We start from the raw sequence: 21,684 nt of genomic DNA, 5'->3' as shown, positions 1-21,684 counted from the left end.
CCTACGGACGTACAGCCAGTGAGCCAATACTTGAGCTCGGATGCCGTCCGACCGCCGGGCGCTAGGTAGACGACTTTCGCTCGTCCTCGGAGCACGCTCCGCTAGGGTCCATGACCGGCAGCATTTTTGCGTTCGCGGGGGGGGGCTGGATCAAAGTCGGCGACTACCTGATACTCGACAGTTGATAGCTTCAGTTTCGATTCAGCCCATGCGTACGCGTATCGAGAGCTACCTTGAAGTGACTCTCAGCCATATCGATGACCGGCGTCGGTGTCGACGGGTCGAACACTCGCAGCAGCGAGAACCGAAAGCTCATGGGATCGAGTCCGCGCAACCCGGTGTTGCCGCCATGCCCGTTGGCAGCGTACGAACTCCAGCGTTGGCGGATGCTCTCCGCGCCGTCGGCCTTCCCAACGTAGTGCCGACCGTCTCGAGTGTCGGTGATCAGGTAGATCCCGATGACTGACGCCAGGGCGGTCCGCCAGGACGCGTACCGAGGCTCGCGCATCACTGCCTGCAGCTGGTCGTAACTCAATAGGAGTCTGTCGAAACCAGGAAAGGGCAGGGGCTCAGCGTCAGCAATCCCGACCACGGGATAGTCAGCTGCCGTCGTGGCGTTCATCCGCCAACTGCGCGGCGACCGCCAACCGACGACGAGCCGGTTTCGGAGGTCGTCCATGCACGGAGACCGAACAAGGTCAAACGTCCGGAGATGCTCCGTCCGCCCGACTTCGCCAAGGTTCTCCACCACCGACCAGAGCCTCGCCCGGTCACCTCCCTCGCGGATGAAGACCACCCAGAGGGGAGCCGGCGCGATCGGGAACCGTCTTGGGTCAGGAGACTGGTTTCGCGTGTACTCGAGGATCTCGTCGTCCGTCGAGTCTCCGTGGATTCCACGCAGCCCGCTTTCCTCGTGCTCGCGAACGTAGGTGTGGCGGATCACGAGCGCGTCAGAGAGTCCGATATCGGCGTCACGCAAGATCGCACCGAGCGTCAGCGCCACGATCATCCTCTCTGCTGGTCGGCGCTGAGTGCCACACTCGACAGTCCTGTGGCACCCACCGCCGGGCCCACGTCCTACTTCGCCGCGGCGCGGAACTTCTCGAGGAGGGCGCCGGGGATGCGGCCGCGGTCGGAGACATCGTGGCCGTTGGCACGGAGCCAGCTTCGGGCAGCCGCGAGCTCCTCCTTGTCGCTTCGGTTAGCGCTGGTGGAGCTGGACGCCTTGGGTCGCGATGAGCTTCGCGCAGCCTTCACGAAAGGCTCGAGCGCCTCACGCAGCGCCTTCTCGTTCTTCTCGGACAGATCGATCTCGTACGTCGACCCTTCGAGACCAAACGTGATCGTCTTACCTTCGCCCTGCTTCAGTTCTGAGCCATCGAGGTCATCGACCAAAGTGGTAACAATCTTCTGTGCCATGGGTTTTACTCTCCTTTGTAGAACGAGCGCCATCAGGTCACCAGCTGTGAATGCAGCGAGACCCGGCGGGGGAAGCGACGCTCGGAATAGGTACAACGATAGCGACAGCGGACATCTGCGGTGTCAACAGATGAAGGTTGCAGGCTACCGGCGGACGATCTCCGTCTCAGTAGTTGCGGCAATCACTCACCGCGCACGACAGCCGCGGCAAGTTTCGTAGTCGGTGCTAACTCGACACCGATCTCCGAGCATCACGCAAGTCCATCAAGGGTGGGCGACACGTTCGGTCGTTCGAGTTGTCGCGGCACATAGTGCTTCTTCGTCACTGACGAGTTGTGATGACCAAGCTGCTCTTTCGCTGCCTCGATACCATGCTCATCCGCGACGAGGGTAGCCACAGCCTTCCTGCAGACCCGCGTTGTCATCCAACTCAGGATATCGCTCCTTCGATCGGCAATATCTGATTGCCGATAGTAGATTGATTCATAGGCCGGCACCACCAATCTGGGAGGCCCGAATCCCCGGACAGATCTACGCGGTAGAACTGCATAGCGAGTATCCTAGAAGTGGCCCGGGGCTGAGTTTCTCCGCGCTGATACCCGACATGCACTTCTTCAGGGGCAGTGGTGGAGGTCGGACTCTGCCATTGCTGCATCCCGACGGCACAGCCAATGTCGCGCCCGGATTGACGGAGTCATTGGGTGCCATACACGGCAGGTTCTTACCTGCAGAAGAGGTTCTCTTCTATATGGCCGGGATCGCCTCTCATCCAGGATTTGTCGAGACTTTCGACGCCGAGCTGCACACACCCGGGGTTCGCATCCCCATCACGAGCGATCCTGGGCTGTGGAACCGGGCCGTCGAATTAGGTAAGTACGTGATCTGGCTTCACACGTACGGGGACAAGGGCGCTCACCCACGAGGATCATCACATGTCCGTGCTGAGCAAGCTGAGTTGACTCTTCCCTCCTACGACGCATCAGTTGGAACGGCTATGCCGGCGGGAATTGAGTATGACAGTGACCTGGAGACAATCGGCTTGGGTGCCGGGCGCTGGACTAATGTGACTGCTGAGGTTCGCAACTACACGGTGGGCGGCTCGAACGTCCTAGATTCGTGGATTGGCTATCGTCGTGCAGATCCGCGTGGCAAACGTACGTCGCCGCTGGATGACCTCATCGAGACCAGCTGGCCTGGTGAGGGGTCACTTGAATTCATTGAATTGTTGTCTGTGCTCACACAGCTCGTTGCCTTGCAGCCAAAACAAGAGCAGCTACTGGCCGATGTTCTGGCTTCGCCGCTTGTATCCAGGACAGATCTAGAGCAACGAGGAACTTCCTGGCCGACGAACCCAAAGCATCGGCGCGTACGACGGGTAGACCCGAATCAAATGTCAGGTACCGATCTGTCGTAATCGGCAAGTGATGTCTGAATTGCTGAGGCATCGTTCGGTTAGGGCGCATCAGCCCTGGCTGGAACGCGCGCGCCGAGCGCTTGGAGATTCGCCGTTTTTCGTCGACGTTTCGATCTACCTTCTGGGAACGACCGTATGCTATACCTCAGATAGCAGCGCGGTGAGGGAGAATATCAAATGTCGACTCTGTTTGTGCTGGGGAACGGTTTCGACCTGCAGCATGGCCTGCCAACCATGTACGACCCGCACCTGAAAACGATCGCCATAAAAGCTGAGCGATTCCCTGGCGAGTGGGAGAGCTACAGCATCGGAGGCAATCTATGGTCCGACGTGGAAGAGCGACTGGCCCATCCCGACATCGACCTCGTCTTGGATCATCTGAGCCAGTATAATCCAGACTTAGGATCCGATCGGGAGGGCGACCGGGACGCGATCATCCACGAAGCGGAACAGCTTCTCACCCTTCCCCTAGCTGAGTTCGCGCGCCGCGCCGACGAGAATCTTGACTACACCGTACCGCTCCAGAAGTTCGGTGGCTTATTTCAATCAGGTGACCGCTTTCTGACGTTCAATTACACCCATACGCTTGAGTATCTATATCGTGTCGATCCCTTGCGTATTTTGCACTTGCACGGAGAATCCGGCGTCAGTCGGCTCATCCTTGGCTACGCGCCAGGCACACTGCAGGGGACCAGGATCTTGCGGCAATACGACGACGAAGAGAACTTTGATTTCTACCGCTCTCGAGCATATGGTGCAGTTGCACGCCGTATGAACGATTTCGAAAAGGTCTACCAGCACGAGAGGTTGGTCGACTTTATTGGTGCAATTACTCAGCCCCTGAGGCGCATTCTGGTTTACGGTCACTCCTTCGGAGCGGTGGATATGCCTTACTTCGAGCATCTCGCACGAACGTTGAAGGACATCCCGTGGACCGTATGCGCCTACAACGATGTGGCGCTCGAGGACGCCTGCCAGGCTTTCGATGGGTATGGCCTCGGGATCGCATTCGAACGTGACGTCTTATAAGTGACAAGAGCACCCGCACTTTTCCAGCTGCACCATCGCTACGAATTGGCGTAGCAGGCTCTCCCCGGACTCGGCGTCCGGTCGTCTGGGTGGTGAGGTAGCGGACCACCTTGATACGCAGGTTGGTGTTGGGCGATAGCGGGCTTCTGCACGTGGCCAGCCTCGTGGTGTTGTCTGTGCGGGTCAGCCGGCACTGTCAGTGCCCAGGATCCGGTCGGCGCACGAGCGCGTGGTCAGAGCAAGCTCCGTCCGCACGGCTCTGACCGAAGTTTCGTAGTCAGGACGATTGATAGCGAGCCACTTCGTAGCGGCATAGTCGGCAACGAGATCGAGCGCGTCGACGCCGGGAGATCGCTCTTCGAGTGCCTGAAACTTCGGGTCACTATCGAAATCTGGAGAGTGCTGCCTGAGCCAGGCGCTGAGTCGGGGTGTGTCCTTGCTGACTATGGCCTCAAACTCGAGCATCTGATCGTCACTCATGCCCTCCGACAGTTTCATGCCGACCCGCAGCTCCAACTCGTCGTACAGCAACTTTGAGAGTCGGTCGGAGAAGGATTGCGTACTATCCCGCTGAGATGTCATCGCTGAACTCCTTCGTTTCTCGTAGTCGGCACTCGTGATTCAGCATGGCGATCTGAACCCGGTACTCACGCAGCACTGCGAGGGCCAACGTATTTTGCTCGTGGCCGCACGCGATCACGTCGGCGCGAGCTCGGATGGCCGTCTCAATGAACTCCGCTGAATCGGCAGGAAGTTGAAGATACCCGGCGTGTATACGCACACCGTCCAGAACCTCACTGGCCGACACCTGCGATAGCACGACCGGGATACTGTAGAGCGCTTCGGGCAGACTAATGTGCATAGCTGCGCCGAGCGTCAATCCGTAAGGTTGGGAGGACACGGCCACACCTTTGAGAAGGTCCTGCAGTGCAGGTGGGCGGGCCCCTGGCGCGAACCGCAGGCGAAACATGGCGGTCAGGTACGCGCGGTATTCGCTATGGGGGAGGATGTAGCTGTCGTACAAGGTACCCACCTCCCCGGGGATCACCCCCCGTAGCGCGGAGTCGAATCCGCATCGATCGATCACCGCGTTTGTTGTCATCAGCTCTCTCCCGCTCCCCAGAACTCGCCGAGCACTACCGCAATCGATGCCCTCGGCACGAGCAGGTAGCAGTATCCCAGGTCGATACGCGCGATGTCCGACGACGACCATGCTTCCCGCACCGGCCGGGGCAGGTGGAAGTTTCCCCCCCTCTGAAGTGAGACCGGGAACGTTCCGTTCTTGTTTCCCGGGACTCTTAGCCACGCCGCGGCGCGGTGACGGGGAAGGAGCAAGAAGCCGTCGCCATCGAGGCGAATTCCGACGAGCATCATCAATTCGTCAGAACCGCTCGAACTCCAGCGCCGTCGGATCTCCGGAGGGACGGTCAGTTGCTGCGCACTGCCCAGTGTCCTCACGTCAGCAGGCCTAAATGTGGTGCCGAGAGCAGACAAGGTGGATCGTCGCGTGCGTTCAAGGGCTTGTCTCCTAGCCTCTTCGGCTCGCCCGCGTGCATCGCGCAAGACTTCGTCGCTCACGATGCACCGTCTCGTAGTTGAGCGAGCACCTCCGCATACGCCTCATTCCCCTCACCGAGAAGGAGACCGTCGGGCGTGTTGTAGAAGCGCACGCTGTCGGCGGGGACGGAGATGTAGACGCGTCCTTCGTCGACGTCCTTTGCTCGCGACCAGAGACCGATGATCGCCAAGGCGAGGGCCTGGTTCTCAGAGAGGCCCGTGTCGGTGGCCACCTTGTCGAGAAGGTCGAGGAGCCCGTGGTCGAGCTCTGTCAGTGCGGCGAGGTACTTGTCCAGAATCTCGGCATCCGGATGGGCTTCGGCGTTCACAGTGTCTTTCCTTTCGAAGTGCGGTCGGCGGGTCGCTGGCCGTCTGCGGATCGTTGGGTGGCCCGATTGGCGAGCCACTCCTCGAGGAAGGAAGAGCCAGGCTTGTTCGGCGGCTCCGGTGGCGCGGAGCCGGTGGCTGATACGGACGTCGATGGGCGCGGGCGTCGGTTGTCAGGAGGAGCGCTGCGCTTGGGAAGCGGATTTGCCAACTCGCGCAACTTCTGCAGATGCGCATCCAGTTCGCGCTCCACGGTCTTGCGCCGATGCCAATAGCCCTCAGCGATCATGCGGCGCCTCAGCGCCGATCGACGTGCCGAGTTTGTGGCCGTTGTCTCCAGCGGAACACGGAGAGTGAACGCTCGTTCCTCTGCGCCCCCCAGGGTCGCGCGCGCGAGCGCCTCGTGCTGCGCGATGCGTCGCACGTAGTGCTCGGGCACCTCGAGCTCGGTCGCCAGGGTCTGAACGTCTGACCCCGAGGTACGCATGGCGACCAAGGTTCCGGCGTTGGAAAAGATGGCCTCGGCCAATCGGCTCGATGACGTTCCTTCATAGCGGGAGAACGCCTGGAGCTGCCGCAGGTTCTGATGTGCGAAAGTCAAGCCGAGGCGGAATTTTCGCGCTTCCGTAACAAGCACCTCGAGGTCGCGGTTCACGAAGCGTTGGAATTCGTCTGCGTGGATGTAGAAGTCCTTGCGGGCTCCCGAAGATGTGCGTCGCGCCTCGAGGTAGATCCGCTCGAAGATGTACCGGCCGATGAACTCGGCTGATTCTCCCGTGAGGTATGTGTCAGGCAGATGCACCAACAGGATCTTCTGCCCTTGGTAGATTTCGCGAAACGACAAGGGCGATCCCGCTGAGCCGCTCGTGATTGCTCGCAACGGTCCGTTGACAGCGAAGTCGCTGAACTTGGCTGTCACCCAGCGGCTGTACTCCGAGACGTCGGACGACTTGAGGTCGCTGATAAGGGAGAGCTCCAATTCGAGATCCCGTCGTGCATCTTTGGCGACCTTCGCGGCCCAGCCGCGGAGCGTGCGGTCACGCACGATCTCCACGGCGACGGCGATGCTCGGATCTTGCTGGCCGCGGATGTCGTCCAGAACTGCGGTCTGGAAAGCCGTGCGAACAGCATCGTAGAAGACAGGGCCGGTGAACTCGTGGTAGTTCATCCCGGCTACAAGATCCGTGAGCTGGGTTACGGCGCGCGCATAGTCGGACGCCTCATTGACGTCGATAGTAAGCGGATTGACCAGCGGCGCGTAGATGGCGTCGCCGAAGTCGAGCAGCACGATATCGTTGCTGCGATCGCCTGCGGTGTCAATAAGGTGGTCGATGAGGTCAGCGTGCGGCGAGATGACGAGGCACCCCTTTCCCTGCTGAATATCCTGGCGAGCCAGCCGCTTGAGGAGGTTGGTCTTGCCGGAGCCGGTCTTGCCCACCACGTAAATGTGTTTCATGCGGTCGTCGGCGCCCATCACCACCTCGTCATCGCGGTCAAAACGGGGACCCTCGAAGCGGGCAGTGCCGAGCGAGCTGCCCCGCCGCGACCCTTTCTTGGCGATCAACGGCAAACTGGGCGCGAAGGTGCCGAGTCCGCGCCCCTGGATCTCGCCATAAGGCCAATGCCAGACGCGGAGTGCCTCGTTCGGCGACCAGATGCTTCCTCGGGGCGAAGCGCTCGCGTCCAGCGCAACAAGATCGCAAGCGACACCAAACAGTTTGCGCGCGATCGCATTGGCATAAGCGCGGTCGATCTTCTTGGGCGCGGTAATAGTCACCTCGAGTGACAACCGGCCGCTCCCAGAATCAGCCCCGCCAAGTGCCTCAAGGGCAGGTGTTCCCGCATCTGTGCCTAGCATGACCGGTCGGGCGGTCGATCGAGGACCGGCGGCCGACGACGTGAATCTACACCGAAGATCGAGGGAGATCGTCTCGCCTCGGCGTCGGACGATGTCATACACCTGCGACCAATCTGGCTTGATGGGAAGTGTCTCTAGCCCACCGAGCTGCGGGACCAGCTCAGTTCGCAACCCTTCGACGGCCTCCGGAGCCTCAGTGCCTGTTCGCAGGCTGTAGCCCGTGAGTAGACCTACCGACGCGACATCGTGCAGCGTCTTCGCCAGTCCTGCACTCGCACGGTTGCCCTCACATATGAGGTGGTACGCCACCTCGACACCCTCACTACGTCGGCGAGCCGTCATCCGGATGGTGACCGAGAGGGATGGGTCGGCCGCGTCGACCAGGATCTGCAGCAGGTCGTGCTGGGCCAGCAAGGACTTGGGTGCGTCGCTTCCGAAAGATTTCAGACGGAGGGCCCAATAGGTCGTCATAGCGTCAGCATATTGACCGGAGCACCAACTCGGTAGAAACCTTTAGAAATTTCCACGTTTGTAAAGATCAGCAACGTCGAGGGGTTTCGTCCCCGGGATTGTCACCCAGATCCCGTCGTGCTGAGGTGTACCCACAAAATTCACACGCAGGTCTCGAGGAGGTGCACCTATAGCAGGCCCTGATCCAGGGTTGCCGCAACTAAACAAGGTCAGGCTGTCGGCATTCCATGGCTGAGCGCTGACAGCTGGCTGTCGATTCGACGCTGATCTATCGAAGATGCTGAGACAGCCGTCGTGAGAGCGACACCACCAGCACAACAACGGACGCCTTGGCTGGCACCGAGGCGTCCGTCGACCCACTCACAAGAAAGGCGAATGAGAGAAATGTTCAATTTCAAGTATAGCAAGAGTCAGCGAAGGACCAGCGTCAGCGTCACTCTCAAGAAGGTTCCACCTGGACGGAAGTGGCTGACCTATGGGACGATCGCAGCTGCCGTCATAACCGTCAGCGTCGTGAATCCGTCAGCGGTAGCGCCGGTCTTGGAAGTTCTCCAACATCTGGGGTGACGCCGCGGGTGCCGCTTGAATCAGTAAGCGGCACCCGCATTGTCGTCTAGTTCGCAAGTATTCTCGATGCGTCGCATGCCGTCAGCGCATTCCCGTGTCTTCTCCCGGCGAATAGCGAACTTCAAATAGGGCGGTCGTTTGCCTTGCGGGTATCCACTATCAGGCAGGACCGCCATCTCCGGCGAAGCGCGCGTCTCACGTGCTGAACCCGCGGCATCTCATCCTGGCCGCCCCCCTGCCTTGGCCGCGAGTGTTCCGAGACTCGCTGTCGACATCCCTGACCACGCTGCCAGAGACTCAACGCGGATTTGGCGGGGCCATCGACTTATCGACAGAGGCAGGCCGCGCGCACGGGGCGATTAACGCCCCTCCCGCGATGCTCACACTTTTCTCACCCGAAAATCGAGCCCACCATTGCTCACCTCGGCTCACGCTCCCGCGATATCACGCGGAAGTTCGCCTGAGTGAGCCCCAGTTAGCCGACAGTTGGGAACTTCAGCTTCCCAAGCTGATAGCGCGGGTTCGATTCCCGTCATCCGCTCCAAATCCCGTGTGTGGGTTCGTCGTAGAGTCGACGCCATGCCCTCGATTCGAAACATCTCCGTCGGCCTTCCCATCCGAGACGGTCACGTTCTCGTTCTGAACGGCGTGGACACCGTGAAGAACCAGGCCTTCCATCGCGGGATCGGGGGCGGCATCGAGTTCGGCGAAACCGCGGAAGCCGCTCTGCGCCGCGAGTTCGTCGAGGAGCTCGGCGTCACGCTGGGCCCCGTCACCCTGCTCGACGTCGCGGAGAACATCTTCGAGTACGAGGGGGAGCGAGGCCATGAGATCGCCCACATCTTCGCCGTCGAGTCCGCCGAGATCGATGCCATACCGCTCGACGCCCGCCTCCACGTCCTGGACGAGGGAAGTCCGGTTCGGTGGGTGTCGATCAGCGAGACCGATCACCCCTTCTACCCGGCAGGTGTCACACGCCTCCTCCGTTACCCGGCGCTCATCACCTCATCGCACCAGGCCGTTCGCCACATCGATTCGCCGTGACAACACCCGGCCCGGCCATGCGTCAGCCCCGTCGCCGACCATGAACGTCACGTCACGCTCGTAGCCAGCGGCCTCGTAGAAGCGGACGAGATCCCCCGAGCCACCCGCGTAGCAGTCGACCCGCATGCGACCGACCCCGGCGGTCTGCGCGCGCTCCTCGGCGAAGGCCAGCAAGCGGCGACCGGTGCCCTTCACCCGTGGATCGCGCGAGCCGATCAACACGCGGACGTAGACCTCCGGCTCGGTGGCGGCCGGCACGTACTCGAGCGCCTCGCCCAGCACGAGCGCTCCGCAGACGCCGACCGCGGGATGCTCGGCGACCCAGGCATCGGATGAGGCACACCACTGCTCGACCCGCGTGATCCAGCGTTCCTGCCCAGATGCAGGTTCGGTACCCCACTGCCGTGTGTTGCCGATCCGCACGAACCAGGCGATTGCCGCATCGAAGAGTGCCAGCACCGCAGCCGCATCCGCCGGGACCGCCCGACGGATCTTCAACTCGTCCATCAACGCGCTCAGCTGTGCGTCGTGTTCGCCCGCATCTCCTCCACGGTCATCTCCGGCGCGCCGCCGGCGGCCGCCTCCGGGTCCATCCAGACGAAGTCCCAGTGGTGGCCGTCGAGGTCATCGAAACTCTTCGAGTACATGAACCCATGATCCTGTTCGCCAGCGGGTGTAGCCCCACTCGCGATGGCCTTCTCAACGATCGAGTCGACGTCGCCCTTGCTCTCAGCGCTGAGCGCGAGCTGCACCTCGGTGGAGGTGGTGGCGTCGATGATCGACTTGCTCGTGAACTCCGCGAAGAACTCCCGCGTGAGCAGCATCGCCGTGATCGTGTCGCTGATGACCACGCTGATCGCGTTCTCGTCACTGAACCCTTCGTTGATCGAGTATCCGAGCGCCTCGAAGAACACCCGTGACCGGGCCAGGTCGCTGACAGGCAGGTTGACGAAGATCATGGTGGACATCGGGGCCGTCTCTCTCGAGGGTGCCGGCGGCTCGTTGCCGTCGATCGTGTTCGAATGATGACGAGGATGGTCGACGACGTCAAGGGTCATCCGACGCGAAGCGGCTCGAGCAGCGCACGCCTGTCGTCACGACCGAACGTCCGCGCACGAATACACGCCTACATGTGGTGGACAGCAGCCACCGACAGTGTCGGCCGGTCAGCCGGTGGCGACGAAGACCCGACCGTCCGTGGACACCGTCACCGGCTCCGGGCCCGGAGAGACGAACACCGCTGTCCCGCGCTCGAGCACGACGGTGTCCGCACCCTGTTCCACCCGCGCCGTACCACCGGTCACGAGGATCACCGCCGCCTGGCCGCGAGCAAGGTCGGTCGCCGTCCCGGGATCGATCCGGACGAGCTGGAAATCGTCGACCGGCACCGGGTACATGACCCCGCCGCCGGTTCGCACGATCGGCTCGACGAACGGGACCGGCGACGGTTCGAAATCGAGAACCGCGAGAAGCTCAGGAACGTCGACGTGTTTCGGCGTCAGTCCGCCGCGAAGCACGTTGTCACTCGAGGCCATGACCTCGACCCCGAAGCCGGAGAGGTAGGCGTGGATGTTCCCCGCGGGCAGGAACAACGCCTCACCCTCCCGCAGCGTCACGAGGTTGAGGAGCGCCGCGACGACGATGCCGGGGTCCCCCGGGTACTCTTCGGCGAGCTGCAGGATGAGCTCGCGCTCGGCCGACCAGCGCGATCGACGGTCGGCGTCCGGGACCGCTCCGCTGCCGGTGCCGACACCGGCGGCCGTCACCAGGGCGGCGACCACGCCGGGCGTCCGTCGTTCGAGCGCCGCTCGCACCGTCGGTTCCAGACCGGCGTCACGGAGCTCCGCCTCGAACGCCTCGAGCACCATCCGGTCCGGCCCCTCGACGTAGGCGGACAGGTGCATGAGGAATGCGCGCGACTCCTCGACCGCCCGGAATCCGCAGAGGGCGCGGAAGCCGTCCTGCAGGGCGACGATGATCTCCGGCTTGTGCCAGGCGTCCTTGTAGTTCCGATGCGGTGCGTCCAGTGACACGCCGCGGCGGTCCTCGTCCGCGAACCCCGCCCTGGCCCGGTCGGGCGTGGGGTGGACCTGGAGGGAGAGCGGCCTCGCGGCGGCCAACAGCTTCACCAGGAACGGCATCCTGGAGCGCCCACCGAGAGCCGCGTCGGGGTCCGACGCGATCCAGTCGTTGAGGCTGTCGGGACGACCGTGACCCGGCTCGACGAACTCGGTCACACTGCCAGGGTGTGCCCCGAGCCAGAGCTCCGCCTGGGGCGAACCGTCAGCGGGTACCCCCAGCAGCTCCGGGATGGCCGTCGTCGACCCCCAGGCGTACCGCTTGGGGTCGCTGGTGATGCGGTGCAGCGCCATCAGAGAGCACGCCGTCGACCGCGGACCAGCAGCAGACCACCCATCGCGAGCAGCGCGAACGCGCCGACGATCCAGGGCGTGGCGTCCAGGCCGGTGCGGGCGAGGTCGTCCGTCGGCGCCACCGGGTCAGCGCCGTCAGACCCACCCGGCTGTCCCGTGCCCGGCTGTCCCGTGCCCGGTTCCGGCTCCACCGCCGCAACCGTCGTGACGACGTCGTCGACCAGCAGGGTGCCGGCTCCTTCACCACCGAGGTAGAACCCGATCTGGGTGACGGAGGTCGGGTCGAACGCCGCCTCACCAGCCCAGGCCGGCGGGGCGAAGGCGGAGAACGGGATCTCGATCAGCTGCCAGCCCTCGCCCTCGATGGGCGCGACCGTCTCCCAGTAGGTCCCACGCGTCACGAACTGGACGGTGACGTCGTCGCCCGGTGTCCCCTGCACCCAGAGCTGGAGCCCGCTGTAGCCCCACCAGTCCTGCGGCGTCTGGAAGGTGCGGACGACGCCGGCATAGCCGGGACCGGCGAGGTCGTACGCGGCCGACATCGCGTTCGTGCCGGTGTCGGGGTTCGGCGTGAGCGTCGGTGTCACGGCGCCGCCCCCGGTGTTCCGCACGTAGGCGGCCTGCAAGGCGGCGTCATCGGCGTACGACTCGAAGTCCTCGACGGCGAGCGGTTCGCTCGGCAGCGCCTTCATGAGGAAATCCGCCGCTGCCGTGCTCGAGGCGGTCGTCCCGGCTCCGTTGACCGCGGTGACCGACCACCAGTACCGCTGCCCTGGCGTGAGGGAGACCGTCGGGGTGATGGAGGGGGTTCCGACACCGTCGACGACGACGACCGGGTCCCCGAGGTCGGCCTGCGCCGCGAGCGTGAAGCGGTAGTACGCCGCACCGGCCGCCGGCTCCCAGGTGAAGGTCGGTGTCGCGGTCACGTCGACGGTGCCGGGTGTGGGCGAGGTCGATGCGAACGCCGCCGGTGGCCCGCTCGGGGCGTCCACAGCCGACCAGATGGTGGCCCGCGACACGGTCGCGTCGGCGGCGAGCGTCACCCGGAGGTACGGCCCCGCCAGATCGCGTGCGACCACCATGCCGCCGGCTCCGACCTCGGACACGGCGGTCTCCCAGGCCGAACCGTCAGCGCTGGACTCGACCACGACCGACCCGGAGACGATGAACGACGCCGCCGACAGACGGTCCTGTTTCCAGGTGATGCTGGCTCCATCGGAGGCAGCGACCACACTCGTCCCGTCCGCGCCTGGCGCGATCGCTGCGCCGTCGTGCGCCTCGGTGAGCAGCCAGGACTCGAGCGGGTCCACGAGCACGCGTGTGTCGGTCTCGGTCATGACCGGGTCCGACAGCGCCGTGTCGGCCCCGGCCCCGTCGATCGCGACGACACGGTAGGCCGCTCCCGTCGGCGAGGCGAAGTCCGTCGCGGACCCGGCATCGGCCCGGAGCGCGCCGGTGTCGACCGCGGTCCACGAGATCCCGTCGAGCGAGCGTTCGAGCCGGTACGAGACCGCGCCGCCGGCCCCGCGCCATCGGACGGTGTTGATGCCGTCCGCGCGGTCGACCGCTGTGATGAGCGGTGTCCCGACGGCGGGAGCAGCCGGCACGGCACCGATCGCAGCGGCATAGGCGGTGATCGCGGAGACCCGGGCGCGCTCGGCATCGGTCGCACCGGGTGCATGGATCGTGAACCCGTCGTCGTGCGGGACGAGCCCACCACGGTCGTTGTTGCCGAACAGCGACCAGAACAGCATGCCGGTCACGTTCGGGTCGGCGACGAGCGGTTCGAGCAACGCCGGGCTCGCAGCAGTGGAGGCGTACTCGCCGGCCAGGTAGACCTTGCCCGCGGCGGTGACCGTGGCCGCGTCCGCGGACACGCGTGCGGCGGTGGGCGGGTAGTAGTGCACATCGACGATGTCGAGCCCCGGCGCCGAGAGCGTGTCCGGGTCGATGTCGAATCGACGACCGGCCGCGACGAGCTGCTGCGGGGCGCGTTCCTTGATGAACGCGACCTGCCGGTCGATCCACGGCGCGGTCATCCCCTCCAACTCGTTCCCGAGCTCCCACGCCATGATCGTCGGGTCCTCGGTGTACCGGACGCCGGTGAGCGCGTTCGTCCGCTGCAGGATCGCGTCGACGTAGGCCTGGTAGGCGGCGATCGGCCGCTCGTCGGTGTAGAAGTCGGCCGACGTCAGCCCGTACGGGGTCGTGAAGTCGCGATGCCCGCCGTGGTAGTACTCCCACTCGTCGGTGAGCGGGAGCACCAGCCGGATGCCGAGCTTGCCGGCGTACGCGACGGCGAAGTCGATCGTCGCGAACGCCTCGTCGTTTATCTGCCCGAGGGCCGGCATGATCGCCAGGGGGTTCGCGCCGTCCTGGCCCGTCGAGGTCATCATGTGCGTCCGGACGACGGTCGAACCCATCCGGGCCGCCGCATCCAGGGTGTCGGCGATGCGGAAGGCAGTCGGGTAGTCGACCCCGCCCACGTTCTCGTCCAGACCGAGCCAGTAGATGTTCGGACCGCTGAAGCGGAAGGTCTCGCCGTCGAGCACGAGGCGGGAGCCGTCACGCTCGACGAACGAGGTGTTGAGCGAGGTCCAGTCGGCCGGGGCGGCAGCTGCCGACGCCGCGAGCGCCGGGAGCAGTGCGGCGGTGACGGCCGCCGCGAGCATGCCGGCGGCGAGGCGGCCGCTCGTGTTGCGGTGCGATGGGCGGGGGTCGGGTGTGCGATTCATCGTGCCAGGCTCCTTCGTCTGGGATGGTGCATCGGGTCGAGCGGTGGGAGGCCGAGTGCCTCCGGTCGGTGGATGAGTGCTGCGGCGCCGAGGATCGGACCGGCGCCGTCGAGAGCGGAACCGGTCACGACGACGCCGGCCGCGTAGTGGAGGACGATGGCGTCCTGCACCGCGGCACGGACGAGGTCGAGATAGTCGGTACTGACGGCGGTGAACCCGCCGCCGACGGCGACCGCCTCCAGGTCGAGCAGGGTCGCAGCACTCGCGATCGCCTGTCCGACCGCGGTGGCCGAACGGACGACGGCGGACCGCGCGACGGGATCCCCCGCCGAGGCGTCGACGGCGAGCTCCTCGCCGGTGCGGCCGTCCCAGCCGTGGGCCCGCGCCCAGGCGACGCTCCGTGGTCCGGAGGCGATGCGCTCGAGCGTCGCGTCGTCGGCGGACTCTCCAGGTACGCGCGAGGCGATCTGCACCTGACCGATGTGGCCGGCGTTGCCGCTCCGGCCGGCGATCAACCGCCCGTGCAGGATGATCCCGCCGCCGACACCGGTCGAGACGATCATCGCCATCGAGTTCTCGGTGCCGCGGGTCGCTCCGAGCCAGTGCTCCGCGAGCGCGATGCAGGTCCCGTCGAGACGGACCACCACCGGGGCGTCCGGTAACAGCCGGGCGACGTGTGTTCGGAGGTCGAAGCCGTGCAGTCGCGGGAGGTTCTTCGGGCTCACGGTGCCGCGGCCGAGGTCGACGGGACCCGCCGAACCGATGCCGACGCCGACGAGCGCGGAACCGTCTGGCAGGTGCGCGATCGAGGCGAGGACCACTCGGTCGACGGCGTCTTCCAGTGCACGGCGCCCGGCATCGGGCCCCGTCGGCGCCCGATGCGCGCTGCCGTCGACCACGACGCCCTCGGCCGTGACGAGCGCGGCCTCCACTTTGGTGCCGCCGAGGTCGACCGCGAGCGCGACCGACCCCGACGGATCCCGCTCCGCGGTCAGGTCCGCCAGGGTCACCGCGCCCAGTCCTCGACCAGCTGGTTCGCGGTGCGCACGACCCGGGTCGACCGGAGCTCGTCCTCGCCGAGTTCCACCTCGGTCCGCACGTGGAACGTCACGCGCTCTCCCGGCAGGAGGGTCACGAGCTGGTCGTCGACGACGGCGGCCGGGTCCAGCTTGTCGACGAGCAGCGTGAGGTCGCGGAGGAACGACTCGGCCGTGATGGTCACGGCGTAACCGTCCTCCTCGCGGGCGACCTCGGCACTGAACCGCGGGGCGGGGATCGTCGAATCACGTGCCTCAGTGAAGGACCAGAAGCCGCGTTCCGCCCCGAGCGTGGCGACGAGCACTTCATCGGGTGCCGAGCCCGCGACCGCGACCGCTTCGGGGATCTCGACGAGCGTCGAGGAGCGTCGGTCCAGGTCGACCGGGACGCGCACCGAGGCGAGTTCGGTCCCGTCGAACCGGAGGCGCCGGATGACGAGGTCGTCCGCCCAGGCGTCCGGGCCGTCGTTGAGTACGGCGACCACCATGGACTCCCCACGCGGCTGGACGGTCACGAGCCGGTCGGCGTAGACGTGCCGCAGGGCGTAGAGCAGCGGCTTCGCGCGCTCGTCGCCGTCGACGGCCGCCCAGGACGTGACGGGCCAGCAGTCGTTCAGCTGCCAGACGATCGACCCCATGCAGCGTGGGCTCCACGACCGGAAGTGCTCGATCGCGACGGTCACTGCGTTGGCCTGGTTGAGCGACATCGCCCAGTGCCAGTCCTCGGTGTCGTCCGGCAGCGGCAGGTGCGCGACGAGTCCGTCGGTCAGTTTGTCGTTCCCGTCCGTCGCCTTCTGGTGGTGGATCATGCCGGGCGACTCCGGCGTGAGCGGGGAGTCCGAGATGGCTCGCTCGATCGTCGACCACGTCGCCGGACCCTGCCAACCGAACTCGGCCACGAAGCGCGGCGAGACGTCGCGGTAGGCGGGGTAGTCGACGCGGTTCCACAGCTCCCAGAGGTGCACTGATCCGTGGTCCGGATCGTTGGCCGGGATGTCCGGCGTTCCCGACCATGGGCTGCCCGCGGTGTAGTTGCCGGCCGGGTCGAGCTCGGCGACGAGCCGAGGCAGCAGGTCGAGGTAGTAGCCCATGCCCCAGGTACGGCCTTGGACGCGCTTCTCCCAGCCCCACTCCTCGAAGCCCCAGATGTTCTCGTTGTTGCCGTTCCACAGCACGAGGCTCGCGTGCGGCATGATACGCGTGATGTTGTCGCGCGCCTCCGCCTCGACCTCGCTCCACAGCGGCTCCTCCTCGGCGTAGGCCGCGCAGGCGAAGAGGAAGTCCTGCCAGACCATGATCCCGCGCTCGTCGCAGAGCTCGTAGAAGTCGTCCGACTCGTAGTAGCCGCCGCCCCAGATGCGGAGCAGGTTGAGGTTCGCGAACTCGGCCTGGTCCATCCGGCGCGCGAGCCGTGCGCGATCCACGCGGGTCACGAAGGCGTCATCGGGGATCCAGTTGGCGCCTCGCACCCAGACGGCCTCGCCGTTCACGACGAAGCGGAACGAGGTGCCCTCCGCGTCTGGTTCGAGTTCGACGGCGACGGTCCGGAACCCGATCCGCTTCGACCACTCGCCGAGGCGTGCCTCGTCCTGCCTGAGCACGACGTCGAGGTCGTACAGTGGCTGCTCGCCGTACCCGCGCGGCCACCACAGTTCGACGTCCGCGACGGTGAGCTCGACCACGGCGCTGTCGGCACCGGCCGCGAGGACGACATCAGTGCTCGCATCGGCGACCGTCGCTGTGAGCGCGAGGGGCGCGTCACCGTCGCCGGCGCGTTCCACGTCGACGTGCACGGCCACCCGGCCCTCGCCGCCGTCGACCGTCACGACCGGACGCACCGAGGCGAGGCGGGCCGTCGACCACGACTGCAGGCTCACGGGCTTCCAGAGCCCTGACGAAGCGGCGTCCAGTCCCCAGTCCCAGCCGAAGTTGCACGCGGCCTTGCGGATGGCGTTGAACGGGTGGGAGTAGGTGTGGGGGCGGTAGCCGATCTCGAGGCTGGCCAGGTCGGCAGCCGCGACAGGCGAGGCGAAGTGCACGGCCAGCTCGTTCTCACCCTCGCGCAGGACGGCACCGACGTCGATGCGGTAGGTGCGGTGCTGGTTCCGCGTGGTCGCGACCACCGCGCCGTTCACGGTCACCGTCGCGACGGTGTCGAGTCCCTCGAACACGAGGTCGTGCCGCTCGTGGCCGTCCGGCTCCCACGTGAAGGTGGTGCGGTACTCCCAGTCCGTCGATCCGATCCACGTCACGAGGTGCTCGTTGCGGTCGAGGAAGGGGTCGGGGATGAGCCCGGCGTCGAGGAGGTCCGTGTGCACGAGGCCGGGTACCGTCGCGGGCACGCTCGTCCCGGCGAAGGCCTCGGGGACGGCCCCACCGACCGCACGCAGACTCCACCCCTCGTGCAGGAGGCGGGTGGTCAGGGGACGGACGGTGGCGGTGTCGATGATGCTCACTTGGTTGCTCCAGAGGTCAGGCCGTTGTAGATGTATCGCTGCAGGAAGAGGAAGGCGACGAGCGTCGGGATGATCACGAGGATCGTCCCGGCCGCGATGATCTGCCACTGGGCGCCGAACGGTCCCATGAACCGGAACAGCGAGGTGGAGATCACCCCCAGGTCCTGCGACGGCATGTACAGGAAGGGGATGTAGAACTCGTTGTAGATGGCGATGCCCTTGATGATGACCACCGTCGCGACGGCGGGCTTCAGCAGCGGGAGGATGATGCGCCAGTAGATCGTGAAGCGGTTCGCGCCGTCGAGCATCGCCGCCTCGTCGAGGGAGACGGGGATCGACTGCATGAACTGCAGGAAGATGTAGATCGCGACGATGTCGGTCCCCATGAAGAGCAGGATCGCGGCGCCGCGGGTGTTGAACAGCTCGAGTGCGGACACCACCTGGAACGTGGCCACCTGGGTCGTGACCGACGGCACGAGCGTCGCCAGGAGGAACAGGCCCATGACGAGCTTCCGTCCGCGGAAGCGGAACCGGTCGAGTGCATAGGCCGACATGGTGCCGATCAGGATGGTCCCGGCGACGGACACGAGCAGGATGATCGCGGTGTTGAGGAAGCCGGTGACCATTCCGCCCTGGTCGAAGGCGACGACGAAGTTGTCGAAGTTGAACCAGTTCGACGGCGGGGTGAGGGGACCGGTCATCCGCTGCTCGCGGTCGGTCTTGAACGCGAGCATGAAGATCGTGGCGAGCGGGACGACGGCGAAGAGGCTCGCGATGATGAGCGAGGCGTACTTGATCGTCGTCGCGGTGAGGGCGGCGGCACCCTGTGGGCGCTTCGGCCCGCGCCGCGTCCGTCGCAGTGCGCGTCGGGGCTCGGGTGTGGCAGAGGAGACCGGTCGGTCGGCGGTGGCGGTCACGATTCGCCTCCCTTCTCGTCGGGGAAGACCCGGCGTTGGACGAAGGTGATGATCAGGACGATCAGCAGCAGGACGACGGCCATCGCGGACGCCAAGCCCACCTTCGAGAACTTGAAGGCCGTGTTCACCGTCTGGATCACGAAGGTCTCGGAGCCGTTGGCACCGCCGGTCATGACGTACGGCATCTCGAAGGCGGACAGTGCCCCGGCGATGGCCAGGATGAACGAGAGGCCGAGGATGCGCCGGATGCTCGGCAGGATGATGAAGCGGAACTTGTGCCACGAGTTGGCGCCGTCGAGGTCCGCTGCCTCGTACTGCTCGGACGGGACCGACTGGATCGCGCCGAGGAACAGGACGAAGTTGAGGCCCATGTACCGCCAGACGGACGTGGCGGCGAGGGAGGCGTTCACGAACGACGGGTCGCCAAGCCACTGCGGGGTGTCCTGCACGCCGACCGCCGCGAGGAGGGCGTCGAGGGTGCCGCCTGGGCGCAGGAAGTAGAGGAAGACCAGCCCGATCGCGACCCCGTTGATGAGGTAGGGGAAGAAGATGACGCCCTTGAAGAGGTTCTTGAAACGGGTGCGGAAGCTCAGCAGCGTGGCGAGGTACAACGCCAGGACGAGCTGGGCGACGGCTCCGACGAGGTAGTACAGGCTCACGAAGAAGACCTGGAAGATCTCCGGCTTCGTGAAGATCTGCACGAAGTTGTCGATGCCGACGAACTCCTGCTCGGGTTCGAGTCCGTCCCACGAGGTGAGGCTGTACCAGAACATGTTCGCGACCGGCACGTAGGTGAGCACGATCAGGAAGGCGAGCGGCACCACGAGGAAGAGCCAGGGGGTGACACGCGACCCGGTGGCCTTCGGGGGTCTGCCCGGGCGCAGGGTGCGCGGCGGGCGTGGATGGTTCGTCACCACCGCTCGGGTGGCGGGTGACGCTCCCTGGACTGTGACCATGCTGGTTGCCTTCTTCGCTGCGCGGGGTGGAGGACACCCGGGCCCGCCGTGGGGACGGGCCCGGGTGTCGATCGGATGGGTGCTACTCGGCGACGTCGGCGCGGGCGGCCGCCCAGCGCTCGTTGAGGTCGGCGAAGGCGCTCTCCTTGTCGCCGTCGGCTGCGCCTCGGGCGATGTCGATGAGCTTCTGGCGGTAGGTGTTGCCGAAGAGGTCGATCTCAGCGGCGTTCGCGATGTCGTTGATCACGGCCTCCTTGCCCACCGGGTCCGGAGCGAGCTCCAGGTAGGTGACGCCGAGGTCGGAGAAGTCGGCCAGCGTGTCGGGTGCCGGGTCGCTGATGACGGGGCTGATGGCCCCCTGGCTCGCGGCGAACCCGGACTCGTTCGTGAACCAGTCGATCCAGGCCTTCGCGGTCGCCTTGTTCTTGGAGTACTTGCTGACCGCCAGGAACTTGTCGGAGGCGGTGACGGAGGTGAAGCCCTCGTCGGTCTTCCACGGCATCGGCCAGAAGCCGATCACGTCGCGGGACTCGCCGGCCTTCTCGGCCGCGTCCTGCATCTGCGAGACGGCCCAGGAGCCGAGCACCATCGAGCTGATCTCACCGGAGGCGAGGAGGTTCTTCGACTCCTCCCAGTTGGTGGTGGTGGGGTCCGGCTCGCTCAGGCCGGCGGCGACGGTGTCGAAGAGGAGACCGTCGATGTTGTACTGGTCGTTGCCCTCGGTCCAGGGACTGTCGGTGGCGATCATCTCCGTGCGGACCTTCGGGCCCTGCACCGCGCCGAGGTTGCCTTCGAGCGTCGCGAGCGGCCAGCCGTCCTTGTAGTTCGTGTAGTACGGGATCGAGCCGTTCGCCTTGATCTTCTCGAGTGCGGCGAGGTACTCCTCCTCGGTGGCGGGCGGCTCGGTGATCCCGGCCTTCGTCCACACGTCGCGGTTGAAGACGTAGCCCATGGCGGAACCGAAGGTCGAGACGCCGTAGGCCGTGCCGTCGAAGGACGCCTCGTTCGCAAAGCGGTAGGTCTTGGACTGCTCCTCGGTGCTGCCGAGCGGCTCGAAGAAGTTCGCGTACTGGTCCTTGGTGACGTTCGACGAGGGGATGAGGAGCACGTCGCCGTAGTCCTTTGAGTTGAGCCGGATCTTGGCGTCGCCCTCGTAGTCGGTCAGAGCCTCGAACTTGACGGTGGTGCCGGGGTACTGCTTCTCGAACTCGGTCGCGTAGTCCTTGAAGGTGGTGTCGACGAGGTCGGTGCGGTTCGTGAGGACGGTGATCTCGCCGCTCGGGTCGCCGTCGTCGTTGGCGGCTCCACCGGAGCAGCCGCTGAGGACGAGTGCCGCGGCCGCAGCCGTTGCGGCGAGGCCGATGATCGGTCTCCGGGACATGGGAACTCCTTCGTTCATGGGGGCGAAGGGCCGGGTCGCCTCGTCGCTCGTTGTCCAGCATCGTCTGCCGTCTCACGCCCGTCAAGACTAAACATTATTAATTTATATAACGAATCGATCACGGAGAATCCACCCCACTCGCGC

At 65.3% G+C, this 21,684-nt stretch carries 20 protein-coding genes; 4 read left to right on the top strand and 16 right to left on the bottom strand.

Annotation, left to right across the window (positions count from 1 at the left end):
• Nucleotides 1–190: 190 nt before the first annotated feature.
• Both CCK91_RS03645 and CCK91_RS03640 read right to left on the bottom strand, forming a co-directional pair.
• Nucleotides 191–1,009, bottom strand: coding sequence for a GIY-YIG nuclease family protein (locus tag CCK91_RS03645; protein ID WP_165766979.1), 819 nt, complete (start codon nucleotides 1,007–1,009; stop codon nucleotides 191–193).
• Between the two features lie 68 nt (nucleotides 1,010–1,077).
• Complete coding sequence (locus CCK91_RS03640) at nucleotides 1,078–1,419, bottom strand: histone-like nucleoid-structuring protein Lsr2 (protein ID WP_086472895.1); 342 nt, start codon at nucleotides 1,417–1,419, stop codon at nucleotides 1,078–1,080.
• A 338-nt stretch (nucleotides 1,420–1,757) separates the two neighbouring features.
• Here CCK91_RS03640 and CCK91_RS20030 point away from each other — a divergent pair, with 338 nt between their 5' ends.
• From CCK91_RS20030 to CCK91_RS03635, 3 genes are all read left to right on the top strand, one after another.
• Nucleotides 1,758–1,883 (top strand): hypothetical protein, encoded by a 126-nt coding sequence (locus CCK91_RS20030; RefSeq protein ID WP_255377982.1) that lies wholly within the window; start codon nucleotides 1,758–1,760, stop codon nucleotides 1,881–1,883.
• On the top strand, nucleotides 1,838–2,833 hold the full coding sequence (locus tag CCK91_RS19485) for a type ISP restriction/modification enzyme (RefSeq protein WP_165766978.1): 996 nt from the start codon (nucleotides 1,838–1,840) through the stop codon (nucleotides 2,831–2,833). Before CCK91_RS20030 ends, CCK91_RS19485 begins: the two co-directional genes overlap by 46 nt.
• A 177-nt stretch (nucleotides 2,834–3,010) precedes the next feature.
• The gene (locus CCK91_RS03635) at nucleotides 3,011–3,862 is read left to right on the top strand and encodes a bacteriophage abortive infection AbiH family protein (protein ID WP_086472894.1); all 852 of its coding nucleotides are present in this window, start codon (nucleotides 3,011–3,013) and stop codon (nucleotides 3,860–3,862) included.
• 183 nt (nucleotides 3,863–4,045) lie between these two features.
• On the opposite strand, the gene CCK91_RS03630 is transcribed toward CCK91_RS03635, so the two are convergent.
• The 5 genes from CCK91_RS03630 to CCK91_RS03610 all read right to left on the bottom strand — a co-directional run bounded on the left by CCK91_RS03630 (nucleotide 4,046) and on the right by CCK91_RS03610 (nucleotide 8,075).
• Nucleotides 4,046–4,393: a DUF5663 domain-containing protein gene (locus tag CCK91_RS03630; RefSeq protein WP_133059926.1), complete on the bottom strand. Its 348-nt coding sequence runs from the start codon at nucleotides 4,391–4,393 to the stop codon at nucleotides 4,046–4,048.
• 31 nt (nucleotides 4,394–4,424) lie between these two features.
• On the bottom strand, nucleotides 4,425–4,886 hold the full coding sequence (locus tag CCK91_RS03625; protein ID WP_133059925.1) for a hypothetical protein: 462 nt from the start codon (nucleotides 4,884–4,886) through the stop codon (nucleotides 4,425–4,427).
• A 77-nt stretch (nucleotides 4,887–4,963) separates the two neighbouring features.
• Entirely contained in the window at nucleotides 4,964–5,440 is a 477-nt protein-coding gene (locus CCK91_RS19480) for an AbrB/MazE/SpoVT family DNA-binding domain-containing protein (RefSeq protein WP_133059924.1), read from the bottom strand.
• Nucleotides 5,437–5,748, bottom strand: a complete 312-nt coding sequence (locus CCK91_RS03615; RefSeq protein WP_086472890.1) for a hypothetical protein — start codon at nucleotides 5,746–5,748, stop codon at nucleotides 5,437–5,439. The genes CCK91_RS19480 and CCK91_RS03615 overlap by 4 nt, the downstream gene beginning before the upstream one ends.
• Entirely contained in the window at nucleotides 5,745–8,075 is a 2,331-nt protein-coding gene (locus tag CCK91_RS03610) for a type IV secretory system conjugative DNA transfer family protein (protein ID WP_086472889.1), read from the bottom strand. The genes CCK91_RS03615 and CCK91_RS03610 overlap by 4 nt, the downstream gene beginning before the upstream one ends.
• A 1,146-nt stretch (nucleotides 8,076–9,221) precedes the next feature.
• On the opposite strand from CCK91_RS03610, the gene CCK91_RS03605 reads away from it, so the two are divergent.
• Complete coding sequence (locus CCK91_RS03605) at nucleotides 9,222–9,686, top strand: NUDIX domain-containing protein (RefSeq protein WP_086472888.1); 465 nt, start codon at nucleotides 9,222–9,224, stop codon at nucleotides 9,684–9,686.
• Here CCK91_RS03605 and CCK91_RS03600 read toward each other — a convergent pair.
• The 9 genes from CCK91_RS03600 to CCK91_RS03560 form a co-directional block, all read right to left on the bottom strand.
• Nucleotides 9,648–10,193 (bottom strand): GNAT family N-acetyltransferase, encoded by a 546-nt coding sequence (locus CCK91_RS03600; RefSeq protein ID WP_086472887.1) that lies wholly within the window; start codon nucleotides 10,191–10,193, stop codon nucleotides 9,648–9,650. The genes CCK91_RS03605 and CCK91_RS03600 overlap by 39 nt on opposite strands.
• 8 nt (nucleotides 10,194–10,201) lie before the next feature.
• Nucleotides 10,202–10,654, bottom strand: coding sequence for a VOC family protein (locus tag CCK91_RS03595; protein ID WP_086473156.1), 453 nt, complete (start codon nucleotides 10,652–10,654; stop codon nucleotides 10,202–10,204).
• A gap of 198 nt (nucleotides 10,655–10,852) precedes the next feature.
• Complete coding sequence (gene manA, locus CCK91_RS03590) at nucleotides 10,853–12,058, bottom strand: mannose-6-phosphate isomerase, class I (protein WP_086472886.1); 1,206 nt, start codon at nucleotides 12,056–12,058, stop codon at nucleotides 10,853–10,855.
• Nucleotides 12,058–14,793 (bottom strand): CIA30 family protein, encoded by a 2,736-nt coding sequence (locus CCK91_RS03585; RefSeq protein WP_086472885.1) that lies wholly within the window; start codon nucleotides 14,791–14,793, stop codon nucleotides 12,058–12,060. Before CCK91_RS03585 ends, manA begins: the two co-directional genes overlap by 1 nt.
• On the bottom strand, nucleotides 14,790–15,803 hold the full coding sequence (locus tag CCK91_RS03580) for an ROK family protein (RefSeq protein WP_242664290.1): 1,014 nt from the start codon (nucleotides 15,801–15,803) through the stop codon (nucleotides 14,790–14,792). Before CCK91_RS03580 ends, CCK91_RS03585 begins: the two co-directional genes overlap by 4 nt.
• On the bottom strand, nucleotides 15,800–18,286 hold the full coding sequence (locus CCK91_RS03575; protein ID WP_242664282.1) for a glycoside hydrolase family 2 protein: 2,487 nt from the start codon (nucleotides 18,284–18,286) through the stop codon (nucleotides 15,800–15,802). Before CCK91_RS03575 ends, CCK91_RS03580 begins: the two co-directional genes overlap by 4 nt.
• Nucleotides 18,283–19,203, bottom strand: a complete 921-nt coding sequence (locus CCK91_RS03570; RefSeq protein WP_165766977.1) for a carbohydrate ABC transporter permease — start codon at nucleotides 19,201–19,203, stop codon at nucleotides 18,283–18,285. Before CCK91_RS03570 ends, CCK91_RS03575 begins: the two co-directional genes overlap by 4 nt.
• Nucleotides 19,200–20,159, bottom strand: a complete 960-nt coding sequence (locus CCK91_RS03565) for a carbohydrate ABC transporter permease (protein WP_085512119.1) — start codon at nucleotides 20,157–20,159, stop codon at nucleotides 19,200–19,202. The genes CCK91_RS03570 and CCK91_RS03565 overlap by 4 nt, the downstream gene beginning before the upstream one ends.
• Nucleotides 20,160–20,241: 82 nt before the next feature.
• Nucleotides 20,242–21,540, bottom strand: a complete 1,299-nt coding sequence (locus tag CCK91_RS03560) for an ABC transporter substrate-binding protein (RefSeq protein WP_086472884.1) — start codon at nucleotides 21,538–21,540, stop codon at nucleotides 20,242–20,244.
• Between the last annotated feature and the right edge of the window lie 144 nt (nucleotides 21,541–21,684).

Origin of the sequence: Plantibacter elymi (nom. nud.), from assembly GCF_900177795.1 — a bacterium.
Classification (GTDB): Bacteria; Actinomycetota; Actinomycetes; order Actinomycetales; family Microbacteriaceae; genus Plantibacter; species Plantibacter elymi.
This window is presented reverse-complemented; position numbering and strand designations above follow the sequence as displayed.